12 protein-coding genes are annotated in these 17,145 nt (G+C 67.1%); 7 read left to right on the forward strand and 5 right to left on the reverse strand.

Features of this window, described 5'->3' with window-relative positions; all coding sequences use genetic code 11:
* Positions 1 to 1,134, reverse strand: a complete 1,134-nt coding sequence (locus JL37_RS21435) for an alpha-hydroxy acid oxidase (protein WP_043546601.1) — start codon at positions 1,132 to 1,134, stop codon at positions 1 to 3.
* 295 nt (positions 1,135 to 1,429) lie between these two features.
* Between JL37_RS21435 and JL37_RS21440 the strand changes: the two genes are divergently transcribed.
* The 5 genes from JL37_RS21440 to dapA are packed head-to-tail and all read left to right on the forward strand — an operon-like array spanning position 1,430 to position 7,801.
* On the forward strand, positions 1,430 to 2,857 hold the full coding sequence (locus tag JL37_RS21440) for an FAD-binding oxidoreductase (protein WP_043546602.1): 1,428 nt from the start codon (positions 1,430 to 1,432) through the stop codon (positions 2,855 to 2,857).
* A gap of 30 nt (positions 2,858 to 2,887) precedes the next feature.
* The gene (locus tag JL37_RS21445) at positions 2,888 to 3,970 is read left to right on the forward strand and encodes an ABC transporter substrate-binding protein (RefSeq protein WP_043546604.1); all 1,083 of its coding nucleotides are present in this window, start codon (positions 2,888 to 2,890) and stop codon (positions 3,968 to 3,970) included.
* 20 nt (positions 3,971 to 3,990) lie between these two features.
* Entirely contained in the window at positions 3,991 to 5,082 is a 1,092-nt protein-coding gene (locus tag JL37_RS21450; RefSeq protein ID WP_043546605.1) for an ABC transporter ATP-binding protein, read from the forward strand.
* Positions 5,083 to 5,086: 4 nt separating this feature from the next.
* Complete coding sequence (locus JL37_RS21455) at positions 5,087 to 6,862, forward strand: ABC transporter permease subunit (protein ID WP_043546606.1); 1,776 nt, start codon at positions 5,087 to 5,089, stop codon at positions 6,860 to 6,862.
* A gap of 33 nt (positions 6,863 to 6,895) precedes the next feature.
* Complete coding sequence (dapA, locus tag JL37_RS21460; RefSeq protein WP_081955141.1) at positions 6,896 to 7,801, forward strand: 4-hydroxy-tetrahydrodipicolinate synthase; 906 nt, start codon at positions 6,896 to 6,898, stop codon at positions 7,799 to 7,801.
* A gap of 284 nt (positions 7,802 to 8,085) precedes the next feature.
* On the opposite strand, the gene JL37_RS21465 is transcribed toward dapA, so the two are convergent.
* The 4 genes from JL37_RS21465 to JL37_RS21480 all read right to left on the reverse strand — a co-directional run bounded on the left by JL37_RS21465 (position 8,086) and on the right by JL37_RS21480 (position 12,261).
* Entirely contained in the window at positions 8,086 to 8,916 is an 831-nt protein-coding gene (locus JL37_RS21465) for an IclR family transcriptional regulator (RefSeq protein WP_043546609.1), read from the reverse strand.
* Positions 8,917 to 9,054: 138 nt separating this feature from the next.
* Entirely contained in the window at positions 9,055 to 9,831 is a 777-nt protein-coding gene (locus JL37_RS21470; RefSeq protein ID WP_043546610.1) for a phytanoyl-CoA dioxygenase family protein, read from the reverse strand.
* 122 nt (positions 9,832 to 9,953) lie between these two features.
* On the reverse strand, positions 9,954 to 11,042 hold the full coding sequence (locus JL37_RS21475; protein ID WP_043546611.1) for an AI-2E family transporter: 1,089 nt from the start codon (positions 11,040 to 11,042) through the stop codon (positions 9,954 to 9,956).
* 151 nt (positions 11,043 to 11,193) lie between these two features.
* The gene (locus JL37_RS21480) at positions 11,194 to 12,261 is read right to left on the reverse strand and encodes a LysR family transcriptional regulator (RefSeq protein ID WP_043546612.1); all 1,068 of its coding nucleotides are present in this window, start codon (positions 12,259 to 12,261) and stop codon (positions 11,194 to 11,196) included.
* Between the two features lie 382 nt (positions 12,262 to 12,643).
* Here JL37_RS21480 and JL37_RS21485 point away from each other — a divergent pair, with 382 nt between their 5' ends.
* Together JL37_RS21485 and JL37_RS21490 are read left to right on the forward strand one after the other, a co-directional pair.
* Positions 12,644 to 13,843 (forward strand): efflux RND transporter periplasmic adaptor subunit, encoded by a 1,200-nt coding sequence (locus tag JL37_RS21485; RefSeq protein ID WP_081955142.1) that lies wholly within the window; start codon positions 12,644 to 12,646, stop codon positions 13,841 to 13,843.
* Positions 13,844 to 13,880: 37 nt separating this feature from the next.
* Entirely contained in the window at positions 13,881 to 17,096 is a 3,216-nt protein-coding gene (locus tag JL37_RS21490) for an efflux RND transporter permease subunit (RefSeq protein WP_043546613.1), read from the forward strand.
* Positions 17,097 to 17,145 lie beyond the last annotated feature (49 nt).

Here is a 17,145-nt window from a genome sequence, read left to right on the forward strand (position 1 = left end):
TCAACGGCGGCGCACCGCCGTGGCGTCGAGCGCGCCGATGCTGCCGCGGCCCAGCAGCCTGAGGGTATTTTCGAGTTCGGTGCGCAGGATGGCCAGCACCTCGTCAGCGCCTGCCGGACCTCGACCCGCCAGCCCGTACAAGGGCGCGCGGCCCAACAGCACGGCGCGCGCGCCCAGCGCCGCCGCCTTGGCGATGTCGCTGCCGCGGCGCACCCCGCCGTCCACCAGGATCTCCAGCGACCGACCCAAATCCGCCGCCACTTCCGGCAGGACTTCCAAGGGGCAAGGCGCGCTCTCCAGCTGGCGGCCGCCATGGTTGGACAGGACGATGCCATCCACGCCGTGCGACTGCGCGCGCCGCGCGTCGGCCAGGCCCTGGATGCCCTTGATGACGATGCGCCCGCGCCAGGCCCGCCGCAGCCAGGCGACGTCGTCCCACGTCAGGGCCAGGTCCATCTGGCGGCTGAGGGCAGAGGCCTGTTCGGTGATGTTCTCGCGCGCGTTCGAGCTGACCGCCAGATTCTTCAACTGCGGCCCGCCATGGCGCAGCATGCGCCAGCACCAGCCGGGATGCGCGGCCAGGTCCAGCAGCAGCCGGCGCGAGGGCCGCAAGGGCAGTTTGAAGCCATTGCGCTTGTCGTGGTCGCGGTTGCCATGCACCGGCACGTCCACGGTCAGGAACAGCACGGTATAGCCGCTCTGCCAGGCGCGGTCCATCAGGTGTTCGGCGATGCGGCGGTCGCGCTGCACATAGAGCTGCAGCCAGAGCTCGCCGGAGCTGGCCGCGCGCACGTCCTCCAGCAGGGACGTGGACGCCGTCGACAGCACGAACGGCAGGCCGGCCTTGTGCGCCGCGCGCGCCAGATGGATGTCGGCGTCGGGCCAGAACAGGCCATTCAGGCCGGTAGGCCCCACGACGGCCGGCATCGCGGCCGTAACGCCCAGCACGGGCGCCTCCAGCCGGCATTCCGACACATCCACCAGCACGTCGGGACGGAACTCGAGATCGGAATAGGCCGACGCGTTGCGCGCCATCGCGATGCCGTCCTCGGCGCCGCCCTCCAGGTAATCGAACGCCAGCCGGGGCAGGCGCTTGCGCGCGCGCCGCCGGTAATCCATTACGTTGGGCAGCATGTTTCTTCCTTGTTCCCCAATGGCGGTTTAGTGTTTTATATTAAATTGCATACAGAACGATATGATTGGATTTCGATCATTTTAAAAATCGCAATACGGAACCGCCCTGCTCGCCGGCACTGGCCCGCCCCCGTAGGGCAACGCGCGCCGCAAACCGCGCGGAGGTCTAAGGACATACCCTAAATTCAATCGTATTGAGATTATTTAAATCGAAAAGCAATTTAAGTAATCGTATGCTGTGCCCGAATGAACTCGGGGTTCCGTCCATCCCGAGGCTCCATCCGGGATCCCAGACATGACCAACGGCATCACCTTGCTAGACGCGCTGACCCAGGCCCTGGGCGCGGACGCCATCCTCCATTCCGAGGCCGACACGGCCGGGTACACCGAAGATTGGCGCGGCCGCTACAAGGGCCCGGCGCTATGCGTCGCGCTGCCTGGCGATACCCGGCAGGTGTCGGAAATCGTGCGCCTCTGCCATGCGCATGGCACGCCCGTGCTGCCCCAGGGCGGCAACACCAGCCTGTGCGGCGGCGCGGTGCCGGCCGATGCGGGCCGGCCGCCGGTCATCGTGAACCTGTCGCGCATGCGCCGTATCCGCCGCGTGGACGCGGCCAACAACGCCATGGAGGTCGAGGCCGGCTGCGTCCTGGCCTCGGTGCAGGAAGCGGCGGCCGCCGAAGGCCGGCTGTACCCGATCAGCCTGGGCGCGGAAGGTTCGTGCCAGATCGGCGGCACCATCGCCACCAACGCCGGCGGCACCGGCGTGCTGCGTTACGGCAACACCCGCGACAACGTCCTGGGCCTGGAAGTGGTGCTGCCCGACGGTTCCATGTGGAACGGCCTGACCGCGCTGCGCAAGAACAACACCGGCTACGACCTCAAGCATCTGTTCATCGGCGCCGAGGGCACGATGGGCATCGTCACCGCCGCCGTGCTCAAGCTGCATCCGCTGCCCACCGCGCACGCCGTGGCCTGGCTGGCTCCCGACAGCCCGCAAGCCGCGCTGGACATCCTGGGCCTGTTCCAGCGCGCCTGCGGTTCGCGCCTGTCGGCCTTCGAAATGATCGACAGCAACCAGCTGGATGTGGTGATGGCGCACGTGCCGGGCCGCAAGAATCCGCTGGCCGGCGCGCATCCCTGGCACGTGCTGGTGGAACTGTCCGACACGGGCGGCGACGCCGAGCTCCAGGACCTGCTGCAGCGGATACTGGAACAGGCCGCCGCGCAAGGCCTGCTGCACGACGCCGTCGTCGCCAGCAATGGCGCCCAGCGCGCCGCGCTCTGGGAGGTACGCCACAGCGTGTCGGAAGGGAACAAGAAGGCCGGCGTCGGCCTCACCACCGACACGGCGGTGCCCGTGTCCGCCGTGCCGCGCTTCATCGACGAGGCCACGCAGGCCGTGCGCGGGCTGGTGCCCGGCCTGCCCGTGCTGATCGTCGCGCACCTGGGCGACGGCAACGTGCACTTCATTCCTTTCTTCACCTTCGATGCCTGGAACGCCCTGCCCGACCGCGACGCCATGGCGGCCGCGATCCGCCGCTCGGTCAACGACGTGGCCGCCGCGCTGGGCGGCACCTTCAGCGCGGAACACGGCGTGGGCCGCAGCTCCCTCGCCGAAATGGAGCACTACAAATCGCCAGTCGAGCTGGCGATGATGCGCGCCGTGAAACAGGCTTTCGATCCCGCCCATCTTTTCAACCCCGGCCGCTTGTTGCCTTGAGCCGTCGTTCTCGATCCGCAGGAGTCCTCAATGAAACCGACCTCCCATAACGCCTCGCGCCGCAACGCGCTCAAAACCGTGGCCGCCGGCGCCGCCGCCCTGGCCATGCCCATGATCTGGACGCCGTCGCGCGCGGCCTCCAAGCGCATCGTCGTACGCGACGACGGCGGCATCTACAGCAAGGCCTACGGGGCCGTGTTCTACAAGCCGTTCTCCGAAGCCACCGGCATCCAGGTGGTCGGCGTGCAGGCCAACGCCGAGCCCACCGCGCAGATCCGCAGCATGGTGGACACCGGCAACTACACCTGGGACATGGCCAAGATCAGCCAGCCCGCCATCCTGATGCTGACCGAAGGCGGCAAGGTGTACCTGGAAAAGCATGGCCTGGAGTCCGATCCCGTCGTGGCCACCATACCCAAGCAGTACATGTCGCCCTACGGCGTCGGCAACAACGTGTACTCCACGGTGCTGGCCTACCGCACGGACGCCTTCAAGGGCCGGCGCGCACCCGCCTCCTGGGCCGACTTCTGGGACGTGAAGAACATCCCCGGCCGCCGCGGCCTGCGCAAGCATCCGTTCGACACCATCGAGGAAGCGCTGATGGCCGACGGCGTGCCGACCGACAAGGTCTACCCCTGCGACATCGACCGGGCGCTGGCCAGCCTGGACAAGATCAAGCCGTCGGTCGACGTGTGGTGGAACACCGGCGCCCAGGTCGAGCAGATGCTGGGCTCGGGCGAGGTCGACATGATCGCCACCTGGGTCTCGCGCGCGCAATCCGCGATCGCCAACGGCGCGCCCGTGCAGATCGTGTGGGACCAGAACATCTGGGGCTGCGACAACTGGTCCATCCTCAAGGGCACGCCGAATGCGGACGCGTGCCGCGAATTCATCAAGTTCGCCTCCGACCCCAAGCGCCAGGCCGCGCTGGTCGAGTACTTCGCCGCCGGCGTCACCCAGCCCGCCGCCTTCGACTACATCAAGCCCGAAGTAGCCCGCAATTGCCCGACCCATCCCGACAACATCAAGACGGGTCTGCACATCAACGCCGCCTACTGGCTGGAAAAGCAGCGCGACGTGCTCGAGCGCTTCAACGGCTGGGTCCTGAAGTAATCCTTATCTAGTTGAACACCATGTCTTCCTCCAATCTGCAAATCTCGGGCCTGGGCAAACGCTACGGAGACTTCGTCGCCCTGGCGCCCACGCACCTGGACGTCGCCCGCGGCGAATTCCTGACCCTGCTGGGGCCCTCCGGCTCGGGCAAGACCACCCTGTTGAGCCTGATCGCGGGGTTGGCCCAGCCCGACGAAGGCCGCGTGCTGATCGACGGCGCCGACGTGACCTACGGCGCGCCGTACGAACGCGACATCGGCATGGTGTTCCAGAACTACGCGCTGTTCCCTCACATGAGCATCGAGGAGAACATCGCGTTTCCTCTGAAGATGCGCAAGGTGCCGGCGGCCGAAGCGCGCCGCCGCGCGATGGAGGCGCTGGAGATGGTGCGCCTGCCCCACGTGGCGGCCCGGCTGCCGCGTGAACTCTCCGGCGGCCAGCAGCAGCGCATCGCGCTGGCCCGCTGCATGGTGTACCGCCCCGCGATCATCCTGATGGACGAGCCGCTGGGCGCCCTGGACAAGAAACTGCGCGACCAGATGCAGCTGGAGATCAAGCGCATCCACCGCGAACTGGGCACGACCATCGTCTACGTGACGCACGACCAGGAAGAGGCCATGACCATGTCCGACCGCATCTGCCTGATGAACGGCGGCGCGATCGAACAGCTGGGCACGCCGGCGGACCTGTACTTCCGCCCGCGCACCCTGTTCGTGGCCGACTTCCTGGGCGAATCGAACCTGCTGCGCGGCGTGGTCGATTCGGTCGATGGCGAGACCCTGTCGGTCAAGCTGGAGCGCCAGGGCGTGACCGGCCTGGCCCTGTCCAACGGCGCGCCCATGCGGGCCGGCCAGAAAGTCACGCTGATGCTGCGCCCGCAGAACCTGCGCATTGGCGCGGCCGGCGCCGGCGGCGCCCCTCAGCTGACGGGCAAGCTGCTGGACGTCATGGTGACCGGCAGCCTGACCAAGCTCTACCTGGACCCCGGCGTCGCCGATGCCGAACCCATCGTGGTGGCCTACCCCACGCAGCGCCAGGCCGAGCACTACGCCATCGGCCAGGCCCTGTCGGTCAGCTGGCAGGCGGCCGACGCCGTCGCCATCCCGGAGTAAGCGCATGACGACCCTTGCCACTCCCCGCAAGCGCATGAGCCAGGGGCGGCGCCACTTCCTGATGGCGGCGCCGCTGGTCGTGCTGCTGCTGGTGCTGCTCATCTACCCGGTGGGCCAGCTGCTGCTGTTGAGCGTGTTCGGCGACCAGGGCTTTTCGCTGTCGCAGTACCACCGGCTGTTCGAGTCGAGCGTGTACGTGAACGTGCTGCTGATCACGCTGAAGATCTCGCTGTGGACGACGTTCTTCTCGGTGGTCGCGGGCTACCCCGTGGCTTACCTGATCTCCAGCCTTTCGGCCCGGCGCAAGACCTCGCTGCTGTTCTGGGTGCTGCTGTCGTTCTGGACGAGCTTCCTGGTGCGCACCTTCGCGTGGGTGGTGCTGCTGGGACGCAACGGCGTGGTCAACCAGCTGCTGCAGGCGCTGGGCATCCTGGATGCGCCGGCCAACCTGCTCTACAACTTCGGCAGCGTGCTGGTGGGCATGGTGCATGCGCTGATGCCGCTGGCCGTGCTGACGATGCTGTCGGTCATGGAGAACATCGACCGCAACCTGCCGCGGGCGGCCTCCACCCTGGGCGCCCGGCCCGGCACGGCGTTCTGGAAGATCTACTTCCCCCTGTCGATGCCCGGCGTGGCCGCCGCGGCCATCATGGTGTTCGTGACCGCGATCGGCTTCTTCATCACGCCCGCGCTGCTGGGCGGGCGCAAGGAGACGATGATCACCCAGATCATCATCGACCAGGTCCAGCAGACCATGAACTGGGAATTCGCCGGCGCGGTGTCGGTGCTGCTGCTGGTCGTGGTGCTGGTGGTCTTCGCCATCTACGACAAGGTGCTGGGGCTCTCGACCATGACGGGCGCCGCCTCCACGCGGGTGCGCGCCTCGGGCAAGGAAAGCCTGAGCCGCCGGGCCGGCGACGCGGTGCTGACGCTGCTGGCCGGAATCTCGGACCGCCTGTTCGCCCTGTTGCCCAAGCGCCTGCGGCGTTCCGTGTCGGGCACCGGGCAATCGCGCACGCTGTGGTGGATCGTGTTGCTGATGCTGGCGTTCCTGTCGGCGCCGGCCTTCCTGATGATTCCGCTGTCGTTCGACTCCGGCTCGGGCCTGACCTGGCCGCCCAAGGGCTTCTCGCTGCAGTGGTACGAGCAGATGTTCACGTCGCCCGTGTGGATGCAGGCGATCACGCGCTCGCTCATCGTCGGCGTGGGCACGGGCCTGCTGGCGATGCTGATCGGCACGCCGGCGGCCTTCCTCCTGGTGCGCGCCAACATGCGGGGCAAGTCGGCCATGCTGGCCTTCGTGCTGTCGCCCATCGTGGTGCCGCGCATGATCATCGCCGTGGGCATGTTCTATTTCTTCGCCCGGGTTGGCCTGGTGGGCTCGTCCATCGGCCTGATCCTGGCGCACACGGTGGTGGCCGTTCCCTACGTGGTGATCACCATGATGGCGGTGCTGCGCAACTACGACACGCGGCTGGACCTGGCGGCGCAAAGCCTGGGCGCGGGCCCCTGGGCCACGCTGCGCTTCGTGACGTTCCCGATCCTGGGCGCCGGCCTGATGTCGTCGTTCCTGTTCGCGTTCGCCACGTCATTCGACGAACTGACCATCGCGCTGTTCGCCTCGGGCGGCCTGAACGCCACCCTGCCCAAGCAGTTCTGGGACGAGGTGACCTTGCAGATATCCCCGGTGATCGCCGCCGTCTCCACCTGCCTTTTCATCTTCATTGCCGCGCTGATCTGGCTGGCCGACAGGCTGCGCCGCCGCAGCCTGGCCGGCTGATCCGCGCTTGTTTCACCTCTTAGGATAAGTTTCATGCTGAACGCTACCCGACTGCGCGGTGTCTTCCCCGCCATCCCGACCCCCGTCAACGCCGACGACACCATCAACGTCCCGGCCGCGCAGGCCCTGATCGCCTACCTGCTCAAGCAGGGCATCGACGGCATCGTGCCTCTGGGCGGCACCGGCGAGTACGGAGCGCTGGCGCGCGCCGAGCGCATCCGCATGTGCAAGCTGACGGTGGACGCCGTGCAGGGCAGCGTGCCGGTGATCCCCGGCGTGCTGGATCCCGGATTCCACGACGCCTTGCAGGCCGGCCAGGAATTCGCCGACGCGGGCGCCGATGCGCTGATGGTGCTGACGCCCTACTACACCACGCCCACGCAGGCCGGCATCCGCGAGTATTTCCTGCGCTACGCCGATGCTTCGCCGCTGCCCGTGATGATCTACGAAATTCCGTACCGCACGCGCATCGCAATCGCGCCGGAAGTCCTGCACGAACTCTCGCGCCACGAGAACATCATCGGCATGAAGGCCTGCAACACGGACATGTACCACTTCCTGCGCACGGTCGCCGGCGTGGATGATTCCTTTGCGGTGTTCAGCGGCGAAGACACGCTGCTGCCCGTGCACCTGGCCGCGGGCGCGCGCGGCGGCATCGTCGTGACCGCCAGCCTGCTGCCCACGGCGTGGCGCAAGGTCTACGAACTGGCATCCGAGGGACGCACGCGGGAATCGATGGAATTGCACCGCCGGCTGATCCCCCTGATGAACCTGGCGTTCGCCGAGACCAATCCTGGGCCGATGAAGTCGGTGATGGATTTGATCGGCGTGGATGCGCCGGAGGTGCTGGATCCGCTGGTGGCGCCGGACGGCGGGCTGCAGGCCGCTTTGCGGGCGGAGTTGATTCCTTTGCTCAAGGAGTTTGAGGGGGTGGCTTGAGGGCTTCGATTGTTTTGATCTCTTGAGACGCCGGGCGCGGCGAAGGCCGCGGTATGCGGGTCAACGATAGCGGTCCAGGCTCGTGTCAGACACCCGGGAAGGTCCGTTTCAACAGGGCCGGCATCTCATACGGGTGTCAGACACTTATCTGGAGTGTCTGACGCCCGTACGAGACGATCTACGGCTGGCCGCAATGCCGCCGGGTGTCTGACACACTTATGACACGCCCTGCGCCCGCGCCGCCGGGCGGCCTACGAAGCCCGACCAGCAATACCCCCGCCCCCTTACCGCGAATACGCCGAAAACTTGGACTTCGAAATCGACGTGGCCGCCACCTGCACATGCGGCGCCAATTCGGCCTCCACCCTCGCGACCGTCCAGCGCGTCGTCGGCACCGCGATATTGATCGCCGCCACCGCCAGCCCGCGGTGATCGATCACCGGCGCCGCCACCGAAATATCTCCCAGCACCGTTTCGTTCACGATGATCGCGTAGCCCTTCTCGGCCACGCGCCGCACACGCTCCAGCAGCTTGTCCGGGTTGATTTCGGTATAGGGCGTGATCGCTTCCAGGCGCGTCTGCGCCAGGATCTCGCGCCGCTGCTCGTCGGACAGGCGCGACAGGATCGCCGTGCCCGAGGCCGTGAAATAGGCCGGCAGCCGGCTGCCCACCGCGATGTCCACGTTGACCAGGTGATGGCCGGGAAAGCGCGCCACGAACACGATCTCGTGGCCGTCCAGTTCCTGCAGGTTGGTGGTTTCGCCCAGCGTGCGGCTGATGTCCAGCAGGTACGGCGACGCCTTGTCGATGAGTTCGTTGGCGCGCACGTAGTTGTACGAGAACTGCAGCACCTTCGGCGTCAGCCCGTAATTGCGGGTATCGGGAATGCGGCGCAGGTAGCCCAGCGTTTCCAGCGTGTAGACCAGGCGCTGCGTGGCGCTGCGGTCCAGGCCCGAGGCGCGGGCGATGTCGGCCAGGGTCATGTGACGCTTGGGGCCGTCGAACGCATGCAGGACCTGGAAGGCCTTTTCAGTGGAGCCTACGAAGAGCGAAGACCGGGTCTCGGTCGTCGTCGCTTGCGTCTTTTCCGTGTCGGCTTGGGGTGGATTGCGCACAGGAAACAGCCTATTCGAGTTCTAGGGATGCGGCGCAGGAAACTGGGCATGGCGGATTCCGGAGCGGCTCGGCCATGCGCAGTGCGCTAATATTAATTGTAATTCAATTATTAATAGCAGATTCCAATCGTTTTTTCCCTATCCGGCAGCGGCTTCCAGCGGCACGCCGGGCTGCGACGCGGACCGAGTGCCCGGCATCGGGTGGCAAGACTGCGGGTGGTAGGTATGGACGACCGACAGCTTCACGCGCTCGCTGCGGTTGCCCTGGGCCGCGTGCAGCGTGCGGCAATGGAAGAAGACGACGTCGCCCGCCTGCAGCTCCGGACAGACCGCGCGCGCGATCCACTCGGCGTTCCGGGGCTCGTCGTCGCGGAAGAATTTCTGTTCGTCGAACTGTTCGGGAGCATAAGCCGCGGCGTGCGAGCCGGGAATGAACGACAGCCCGCCGTTGGCGCGCGTTTCCGGCCCCAGCGCCAGCCAACAGGACACCAGATCGGTGTCGGAAAACGACCAGTAGCGGATGTCCTGGTGCCAGCCCGTCAGGCTGCCGTACGCGGGATGCTTGGTCATCACGCAATTGTGGTGCACCGTGGACAACACCGGGGTTTCGCCGAAGTAGCGCGCCAGCCACTGGGCGATACGCGGGCCGGTGGCCCATTGCGCGAACAGCGGATCGCGGGCGTAGGCGTTGAGAAGGCGCCTGACGGTCAGCCCGCCCTCGGCGGCCCGGGATTCGGGCGCGCCCGGATAGCGCAGGTCGGCCTCGTATTCAATGGGCGCCACCTGGCCGAGCAAATCGCGCTCGGCCGCGGCGCGCAGCGCCGCCACCTGCTCCGGGCTGGCGAACTGGCGCAGCACCACAAACCCCTGCTCGCGCAGTTCAGCTATCTGATCATCAAGCGGTAACCCGGACATCTCGATCCTCACACCCCGCGGCGTAAGCTGCAAAGCGTCTGCATGCGGCGCAGGCGCGCACCGGCCAGGCGCCGGCATACGCGGGGATGGCTAGATTACCAAAACCGCCGGCAGGCCCGGCGTCAGGCCGGCGGAGGATTCACCCGGGCTGCGTCGCGTTCCTGGACTTCATGGTGCACCCATTCCCGCCACACCGCCACCAGCAGGGCCATCAGCACCGGGCCCACGAACAGGCCCACGATGCCCATGGTCTTCACGCCCCCGACCAGGCCGAAGAAGGTCGGCAGGAACGGCAGCTTGACGGGGCCGCCCACCAGCCGCGGGCGCAGGGTCTTGTCGACGATGAAGAGTTCGACGCTGCCCCAGACCATCAGGGCGATGCCCGCCACCAGGTGGCCCGAGCCGACCAGGTACAGCGACACCAGGGTGAACGACAGCGGCGCGCCGCCCGGAACCAGCGCCATGAAGCCGGTCACCACGCCCAGCAGCACCGGCGACGGCACGCCCGCCACCCAGTAGGCGATGCCCAGAACCACGCCTTCGCCCAGCGCGATCAGGCCCATCCCGGTGACGGTAGAGTTGATGGTGGCCGGCACCACGCGCGAAAAGCGCAGCCAGCGCGCGGGCAGGATGCGTTCGCCCAGCACGTCCAGCTGGGCCACCATGCGGGTCCCGTCCTTGTAGACGAAGAACAGCGTGATCAGCATGAACAGCACGGTCAGCAGCAGCTGGAACACGTTGCCCGTGGCGGCCAGCACCATGCGGTAGATATTGCCCAGATGTTCGCCGCTGACGGCCTCGACCAGCGCGCCCAGCGCGTGGGGTTCCCCGATGTAGGACTCCCAGTACTGGGCCAGGCGCTCGCCCAGGACGGGCATCGAGGTAATCCAGGCGGGCACGTCCACGCCGTGGCGATTGGCCGCGATGGCCCAGGCGAAAAAAGCGCTGGCTTCCTTGATGGCGTAGGACAGCGCCAGGGACATCGGCACGATCAGCACGACCACGACCACCAGCAACGCCAGCGAGGCGGCAAGCGTGGTGCGGCCGCCGCAGCGCGCGACGAGGCGTTGGTACAGGGGCCAGCTTGCCAGGCCGATGATCAGCGCCGCCAGGGCGGGAACCAGGAAGCCGCTGAGGAAATACACCCCCGCCAACAGCACGAGCAACAAAAGCCAACGGGCGATCAGGTAGGCGGGTAGTACAGGCTGCATGGAGCGGATCGACAGTAAGTGCGTTGTAAGGCTTTGACTGTCGGACTATACAGACGTTTCGCGCGATACGAGGGACACAAGGCCTGTATTTACTACGGAGTTTCCCGTGTTTCCCAAGGCGGCCGGCGTTCGCCCGCCGCCCCGTCCCCCCTTACAAAGCGTACTCGGCGGCCTCTTCGCGGGCGCTGCGGCGGCGTTGCGGCACGACGGGCAGCGCGGGGCTCTGCATGGTGGCCGCCACCGTGGCGGGCTGTGCGCCCTGGCTGCGCGCGTAGACGCCGCAGTGCGCCGCGGCCGGGTCGGTCTCGTCGCGGCCGCTGAGCAGCGGGCAGCCCGCGAACAGTTCGGCCACCCAATCCGTGAAGGCCCGCACTTTGGGCGACAGTTGCCGGCTCTGCGGGTACAGCACCGAAATCGCGGTAGGGCTGGGCTTCCATTGCGGCAACACTTCGATCAGCTCGCCCGATTGCAGGTGCGGCAACGCCATGTAGCGGGGCACCTGGATCAGGCCGAAACCCTTGAGCCCGCAATCCAGGTAGGCGCCGGCCTCGTTCACGGCCACCGCGCCCCTCATGTCCACTTCCTGGTGCTTGCCGTCCACGTTGAAATCCCAGGCGCAATTGCGGCCGGTGCGGCTGGAGAAATAATGCACGGCATGGTGGTCGCGCAGCGCCTCGATAGTCTGCGGCAAGCCCTGGCGCGCCACATAGGTGGGCGAAGCGCAGGTTACGGTCTGCAGGGTGCCGATGCGGCGCGCGACCAGGCTGGAATCCTCCAGGTCGCCCGCGCGGATCACGCAGTCCACGGCCTCCTGCACCATGTCCACCGGGCGGTCGCCCAGGCCCAGCACCAGTTCCACGTCGGGGTATTTGTCGTGGAAATCACACAATGCGGGAATCAGGATCAGCCGCCCGATGCTGGTGGGCACGTCGATGCGCAGCCGGCCCTTCAGGCGCAGCGCCGCCTCCTGGAAGCAGGCCTCGGTTTCCTCTACGTCGGCCAGGATGCGTACGCAATGCTGGTAATAGCCGGCGCCGTCGGGCGTGAGGCCGATGCGGCGCGTGGTGCGGTTGAGCAGGCGCACGCCCAGCAGGCGTTCGAGATTCTGGATGATGGTGGTGACGGTGGTGCGCGGAAGCGAGAGGCTGTCGGCCGCCCGGGTGAAGCTGTTGGCGTCCACGACGCGCACAAACACCTGCATAGCCTGAAAACGGTCCATGGCGACGGTGTCCTTGAGACAAATAAGTCGGGGTGGAAGGAGCATAACCCGATTTCGGCGCAGATTAGTCGTTTTCACCGACTAGTGTTGCCGGAATGTACGGGTTTATCCGCCCCCGTAAAACACTCAGAATTCAAACCATCTTGAAGTGCCCTTGCCGCCCGGCGACCCCAAAGGGCATGTCAATCCTCAGATTCCGGCCACCGCGAAGACCCGCCCCGCCAAGGCGGCTTTGCCTGGAATAGGCGACCGCGCCACATGCTGCATCGCAGCATCCCAACCGGAATCTGAGGACTGGCATCCCCGGATCGCCGTTGCCGCCACCCGCCCCCGGCTCCCGGGCAAGCGCGCTTCCGTCCCGACATCATCTCAAGGAAACATCATGGTTTCGCGTCATCGTATTGCTGTGCTTGCCGTTTTCGCAGCCGTCATCGCGGCCGGCGGCGGTTATGCCCTTTTCCGCGCCCCCGCCGGCGCCAACGCTGCCCAGGCGCAAAGCGCCCCTGCGGCGGCGTCGGTCGAGGTGGCCGAGGTCCTGAACAAGACCATCGTGGACTGGCAGCGCTATTCCGGCCGCCTGGAAGCCATCGACCGCGTCGACATCCGCCCGCTGGTATCCGGCACCCTGACCGCCGTGCACTTCCAGGACGGCAGCATCGTCAAGAAAGGCGACGTACTCTTCACCATCGATCCGCGCCCCTACGCGGCCGAGGTGGACCGGGCCGCCGCCGCCCTGACCGCCGCCAAGGCGCGGGCTTCCTATACCGCCAGCGAACTGGCGCGCGGCCAGCGGCTGCTGGCCGACAACGCCATCGCCCGCCGCGACTTCGAGGAAAAGCAGAATGCGGCCCGCGAGGCCGCCGCCAATCTGCAGGGCGCGCAGGCGGCGCTGGACTACGCCAAGCTGAACCTGGGCTACACGCGCATCGAAGCGCCGGTTGCCGGCCGCGTATCGCGCGCCGAAGTCACGGTCGGCAACGTCGTGGCCGCCGGCGCCGCCTCGGTGCCGCTGACCACCCTGGTCTCGGTGTCCAAGATGTATGCCTCGTTCGACGTGGACGAGCAGACCTTCCTGCGCTACGTGAATCCGGCCCGCAACGGCCACAGCACGGCGGCCGTGCCGGTGGAACTGGGCCTGGCGAACGAGGAAGGCTATTCCCGCAGCGGCGTCGTGCATTCGGTGGACAACCGCCTGGACGCCACCTCGGGCACCATCCGCGTGCGCGCCGAGTTCGACAACGCCGACGGCCAGCTCCTGCCGGGCCTGTACGCCCGCATCCGCCTGGGCGGCAGCGATCCGCGCGAGGCCGTGCTGATCGACGAGCGGGCCATCGGCACCGACCAGGACAAGCGCTACGTGCTGGTGCTGGACGACAAGAACCACGCCACCTACCGCCAGGTCAAGCTGGGCGCCAACCAGGACGGCCTGCGCGTCATCGACTCGGGCCTCGCCCCGGGCGAACGCATCGTCGTCAATGGCTTGCAGCGCATCCGCCCGGGCGACGCCGTGACTCCCACCGTCGTCCCCATGATCGCGGCCCAGCGCAAGCCTGTCACGACCGCTTCGGCCGCCGCCAACTGAGCCGCCCCGAACCCTGCAAGGCGCAACGAGAACTTCCATGAATATCTCGAAATTCTTCATCGACCGGCCGATCTTCGCCGGCGTGCTATCCGTGCTGGTGCTGCTGGCCGGCATCCTGGCCATGTTCCAGCTGCCCATCTCCGAATACCCGGAAGTGGTGCCGCCGTCCGTGGTCGTGCGCGCGCAATACCCCGGCGCCAACCCCAAGGTCATCGCCGAGACCGTCGCCTCGCCACTGGAGGAATCCATCAACGGCGTGGAAGACATGCTGTACATGCAGTCGCAGGCCAATAGCGACGGCAACCTGACCCTGACGGTGAACTTCAAGCTGGGCGTGGATCCCGACAAGGCGCAGCAGCTGGTGCAGAACCGCGTGTCGCAGGCGCTGCCGCGGCTGCCGCCGGACGTGCAGCGCCTGGGCGTCACCACGGCGAAGAGCTCGCCCACGCTGACGCTGGTGGTGCACCTGATCTCGCCCAACGACCGTTACGACATCACCTATCTGCGCAACTACGCGATCCTGAACGTCAAGGACCGCCTGGCCCGCATTACGGGCGTGGGCGAAGTGACGGTCTGGGGCTCGGGCAACTACTCGATGCGCGTCTGGCTGGATCCGCAGAAAGTGGCCCAGCGCGGCATGACGGCGGGCGAAGTGGTCGCCGCCATCCGCGAGCAGAACGTGCAAGTGGCCGCCGGCGTGATCGGCGCATCCCCCACGCTGGGCGACGTGCCGCTGCAGCTGAACGTGAACGCGCGCGGCCGCCTGCAGACCGAGGAGGAGTTCCGCGACATCATCCTGAAGACTTCGCCCGACGGCGCCGTAACGCACCTGTCGGACGTGGCCCGCGTCGAACTCGACGCGCAGGAATACGGCTTGCGCTCGCTGCTGGACAACAAGCAGGCGGTCGGCATGGGCATCATGCAGTCGCCGGGCGCCAACGCGCTCGACGTCTCCACCAAGGTGCGCGCCGCCATGGCCGAGCTGGCCCAGGACTTCCCGCCGGGCGTGGAATACCGCATCGAATACGACCCCACGCAGTTCGTCAGCGCCAGTATCGAGGCCGTGGTGCACACGCTGCTGGAAGCGATCGCGCTGGTGGTGCTGGTGGTGATCCTGTTCCTGCAGACCTGGCGCGCCTCCATCATCCCGCTGCTGGCCGTGCCGGTCTCCATCGTCGGCACTTTCGCGCTGCTGCTGATCTTCGGCTACTCCATCAATGCGCTGTCGCTGTTCGGCATGGTGCTGGCGATCGGCATCGTGGTGGACGACGCCATCGTCGTGGTGGAAAACGTCGAGCGCAACATCGCCGCCGGGCTGAGTCCGCGCGACGCAACCTACCGCGCCATGCGGGAAGTCAGCGGCCCCATCATCGCCATCGCGCTCACGCTGTGCGCGGTGTTCGTGCCGCTGGCCTTCATGACCGGCCTGACCGGGCAGTTCTACAAACAGTTCGCCATGACCATCGCCATCTCGACGGTGATCTCGGCCTTCAACTCGCTGACGCTGTCGCCCGCGCTGTCGGCCATCCTGCTCAAGGGCCATCACGACAAGCCCGACTGGCTGACCCGCGGCATGAATCGCGTGTTCGGCCGCTTCTTCGACTGGTTCAACCGCATGTTCGGCCGCGCGTCGGAATCCTACGGCACGGGCGTGTCCGGCGTGATCCGCCGCAAGGCCGGCGCGATGGGCGTGTACGCCGTGCTGGTGGCCGCCACCATCGGCATCTCGTACATGGTGCCGGGCGGCTTCGTGCCGGCCCAGGACAAGCAGTACCTGATCGGCTTCACGCAGCTGCCCAACGGCGCCTCGCTGGACCGCACCGAAGCGGTGATCCGCCGCATGAGCGAAATCGCCTTGAAAGAACCCGGCGTGCAAAGCGCCATCGCCTTCCCGGGCCTGTCCATCAACGGCTTCACCAACAGCTCCAGCGCGGGCATCGTGTTCGTCACGCTCAAGCCCTTCGACGAGCGCAAGAGCGCCGCATTGTCGGGCGACGCCATCTCGGCCTCGCTGAACCAGAAGTTCGCGGCGATCCAGGATTCGTTCATCGCCGTGTTCCCGCCCCCGCCCGTTATGGGCCTGGGCACGCTCGGCGGCTTCAAGTTCCAGATCGAGGACCGCGGGGCCGCCGGCTATGCCGAGCTGGACCGCGCCAAGGCCGCCTTCCTGGCCAAGGCGCGCCAGACGCCCGAGCTCGGCCCGGCCTTCTCCAGCTACGAAATCAACGTGCCTCAGCTGGACGTGGACCTGGACCGGGTGAAGGCCAAGCAGCTGGGCGTGCCGGTGACGGAAGTTTTCGACACGATGCAGATCTACCTGGGCTCGATGTACGTGAACGACTTCAACCGCTTCGGCCGCGTCTTCCAGGTTCGCGCGCAAGCCGATGCGCCGTTCCGCGCGCACGCCGACGACATCCTGCAGCTCAAGACCCGCAACGCCGCCGGTGACATGGTGCCGCTGTCGTCGCTGGTGACCGTCAAGCAGACCTTCGGGCCCGAAATGGTGGTGCGCTACAACGGCTACACCGCCGCCGACATCAACGGCGGCCCGGCGCCCGGCTATTCGTCCGACCAGGCCCAGGCCGCGGCCGAGCGGATCGCCGCCGAGACCCTGCCTCGCGGCATGAAGATGGAATGGACCGACCTGACCTACCAGCAGATCCTGGCGGGCAACGCCGGCCTGTGGGTGTTCCCGATCAGCGTGCTGCTGGTGTTCCTGGTGCTGGCCGCGCTGTATGAAAGCCTGACCCTGCCGCTGGCCGTGATCCTGATCGTGCCGATGAGCATCCTGGCCGCGTTGACGGGCGTCTACCTGACCGGCAACGACAACAACATCTTCACCCAGATCGGCCTGATGGTGCTGGTGGGGCTGTCGGCGAAGAACGCGATCCTGATCGTGGAGTTCGCCCGCGAGCTGGAGATGAACGGCCGCACGCCGCTGGAGGCCGCCATCGAGGCCAGCCGCCTGCGCCTGCGCCCGATCCTGATGACGTCCATCGCGTTCATCATGGGCGTGGTGCCGCTGGTTCTGTCCTCGGGCGCGGGTTCGGAAATGCGCCACGCCATGGGTGTCGCCGTGTTCTTCGGCATGCTGGGCGTGACGCTGTTCGGCCTGTTCCTGACGCCGGTGTTCTACGTGCTGCTGCGTACGCTGGGCGGCAAGAAGCTGCACGCCGCCGCGCCGCACGAAGCCCCCGTCTGCGTGCCGCACCTGGACACGAACGCGCCGCCTTCCCCGCAGCACAACGCCTGAGCCGGCAGGCCAAGAGCATAGCCAGCGCGTCCCGCCCCGGCGGCGGGGC

The sequence above is a fragment of the Achromobacter sp. RTa genome (assembly GCF_000757485.1).
Lineage (GTDB): Bacteria > Pseudomonadota > Gammaproteobacteria > Burkholderiales > Burkholderiaceae_B > Achromobacter.

What these genes read in the sequence shown, in the direction of transcription:
- JL37_RS21470 (WP_043546610.1), bottom strand. Translation starts at nt 9,831, where the DNA reads ATGTCCGGGTTACCGCTTGATGATCAGATAGCTGAACTGCGCGAGCAG.
- JL37_RS21480 (WP_043546612.1), bottom strand. Translation starts at nt 12,261, where the DNA reads ATGGACCGTTTTCAGGCTATGCAGGTGTTTGTGCGCGTCGTGGACGCC.
- JL37_RS21450 (WP_043546605.1), top strand. Translation starts at nt 3,991, where the DNA reads ATGTCTTCCTCCAATCTGCAAATCTCGGGCCTGGGCAAACGCTACGGA.
- JL37_RS21490 (WP_043546613.1), top strand. Translation starts at nt 13,881, where the DNA reads ATGAATATCTCGAAATTCTTCATCGACCGGCCGATCTTCGCCGGCGTG.
- JL37_RS21435 (WP_043546601.1), bottom strand. Translation starts at nt 1,134, where the DNA reads ATGCTGCCCAACGTAATGGATTACCGGCGGCGCGCGCGCAAGCGCCTG.
- dapA (WP_081955141.1), top strand. Translation starts at nt 6,896, where the DNA reads ATGCTGAACGCTACCCGACTGCGCGGTGTCTTCCCCGCCATCCCGACC.
- JL37_RS21485 (WP_081955142.1), top strand. Translation starts at nt 12,644, where the DNA reads ATGGTTTCGCGTCATCGTATTGCTGTGCTTGCCGTTTTCGCAGCCGTC.
- JL37_RS21475 (WP_043546611.1), bottom strand. Translation starts at nt 11,042, where the DNA reads ATGCAGCCTGTACTACCCGCCTACCTGATCGCCCGTTGGCTTTTGTTG.
- JL37_RS21455 (WP_043546606.1), top strand. Translation starts at nt 5,087, where the DNA reads ATGACGACCCTTGCCACTCCCCGCAAGCGCATGAGCCAGGGGCGGCGC.
- JL37_RS21440 (WP_043546602.1), top strand. Translation starts at nt 1,430, where the DNA reads ATGACCAACGGCATCACCTTGCTAGACGCGCTGACCCAGGCCCTGGGC.
- JL37_RS21445 (WP_043546604.1), top strand. Translation starts at nt 2,888, where the DNA reads ATGAAACCGACCTCCCATAACGCCTCGCGCCGCAACGCGCTCAAAACC.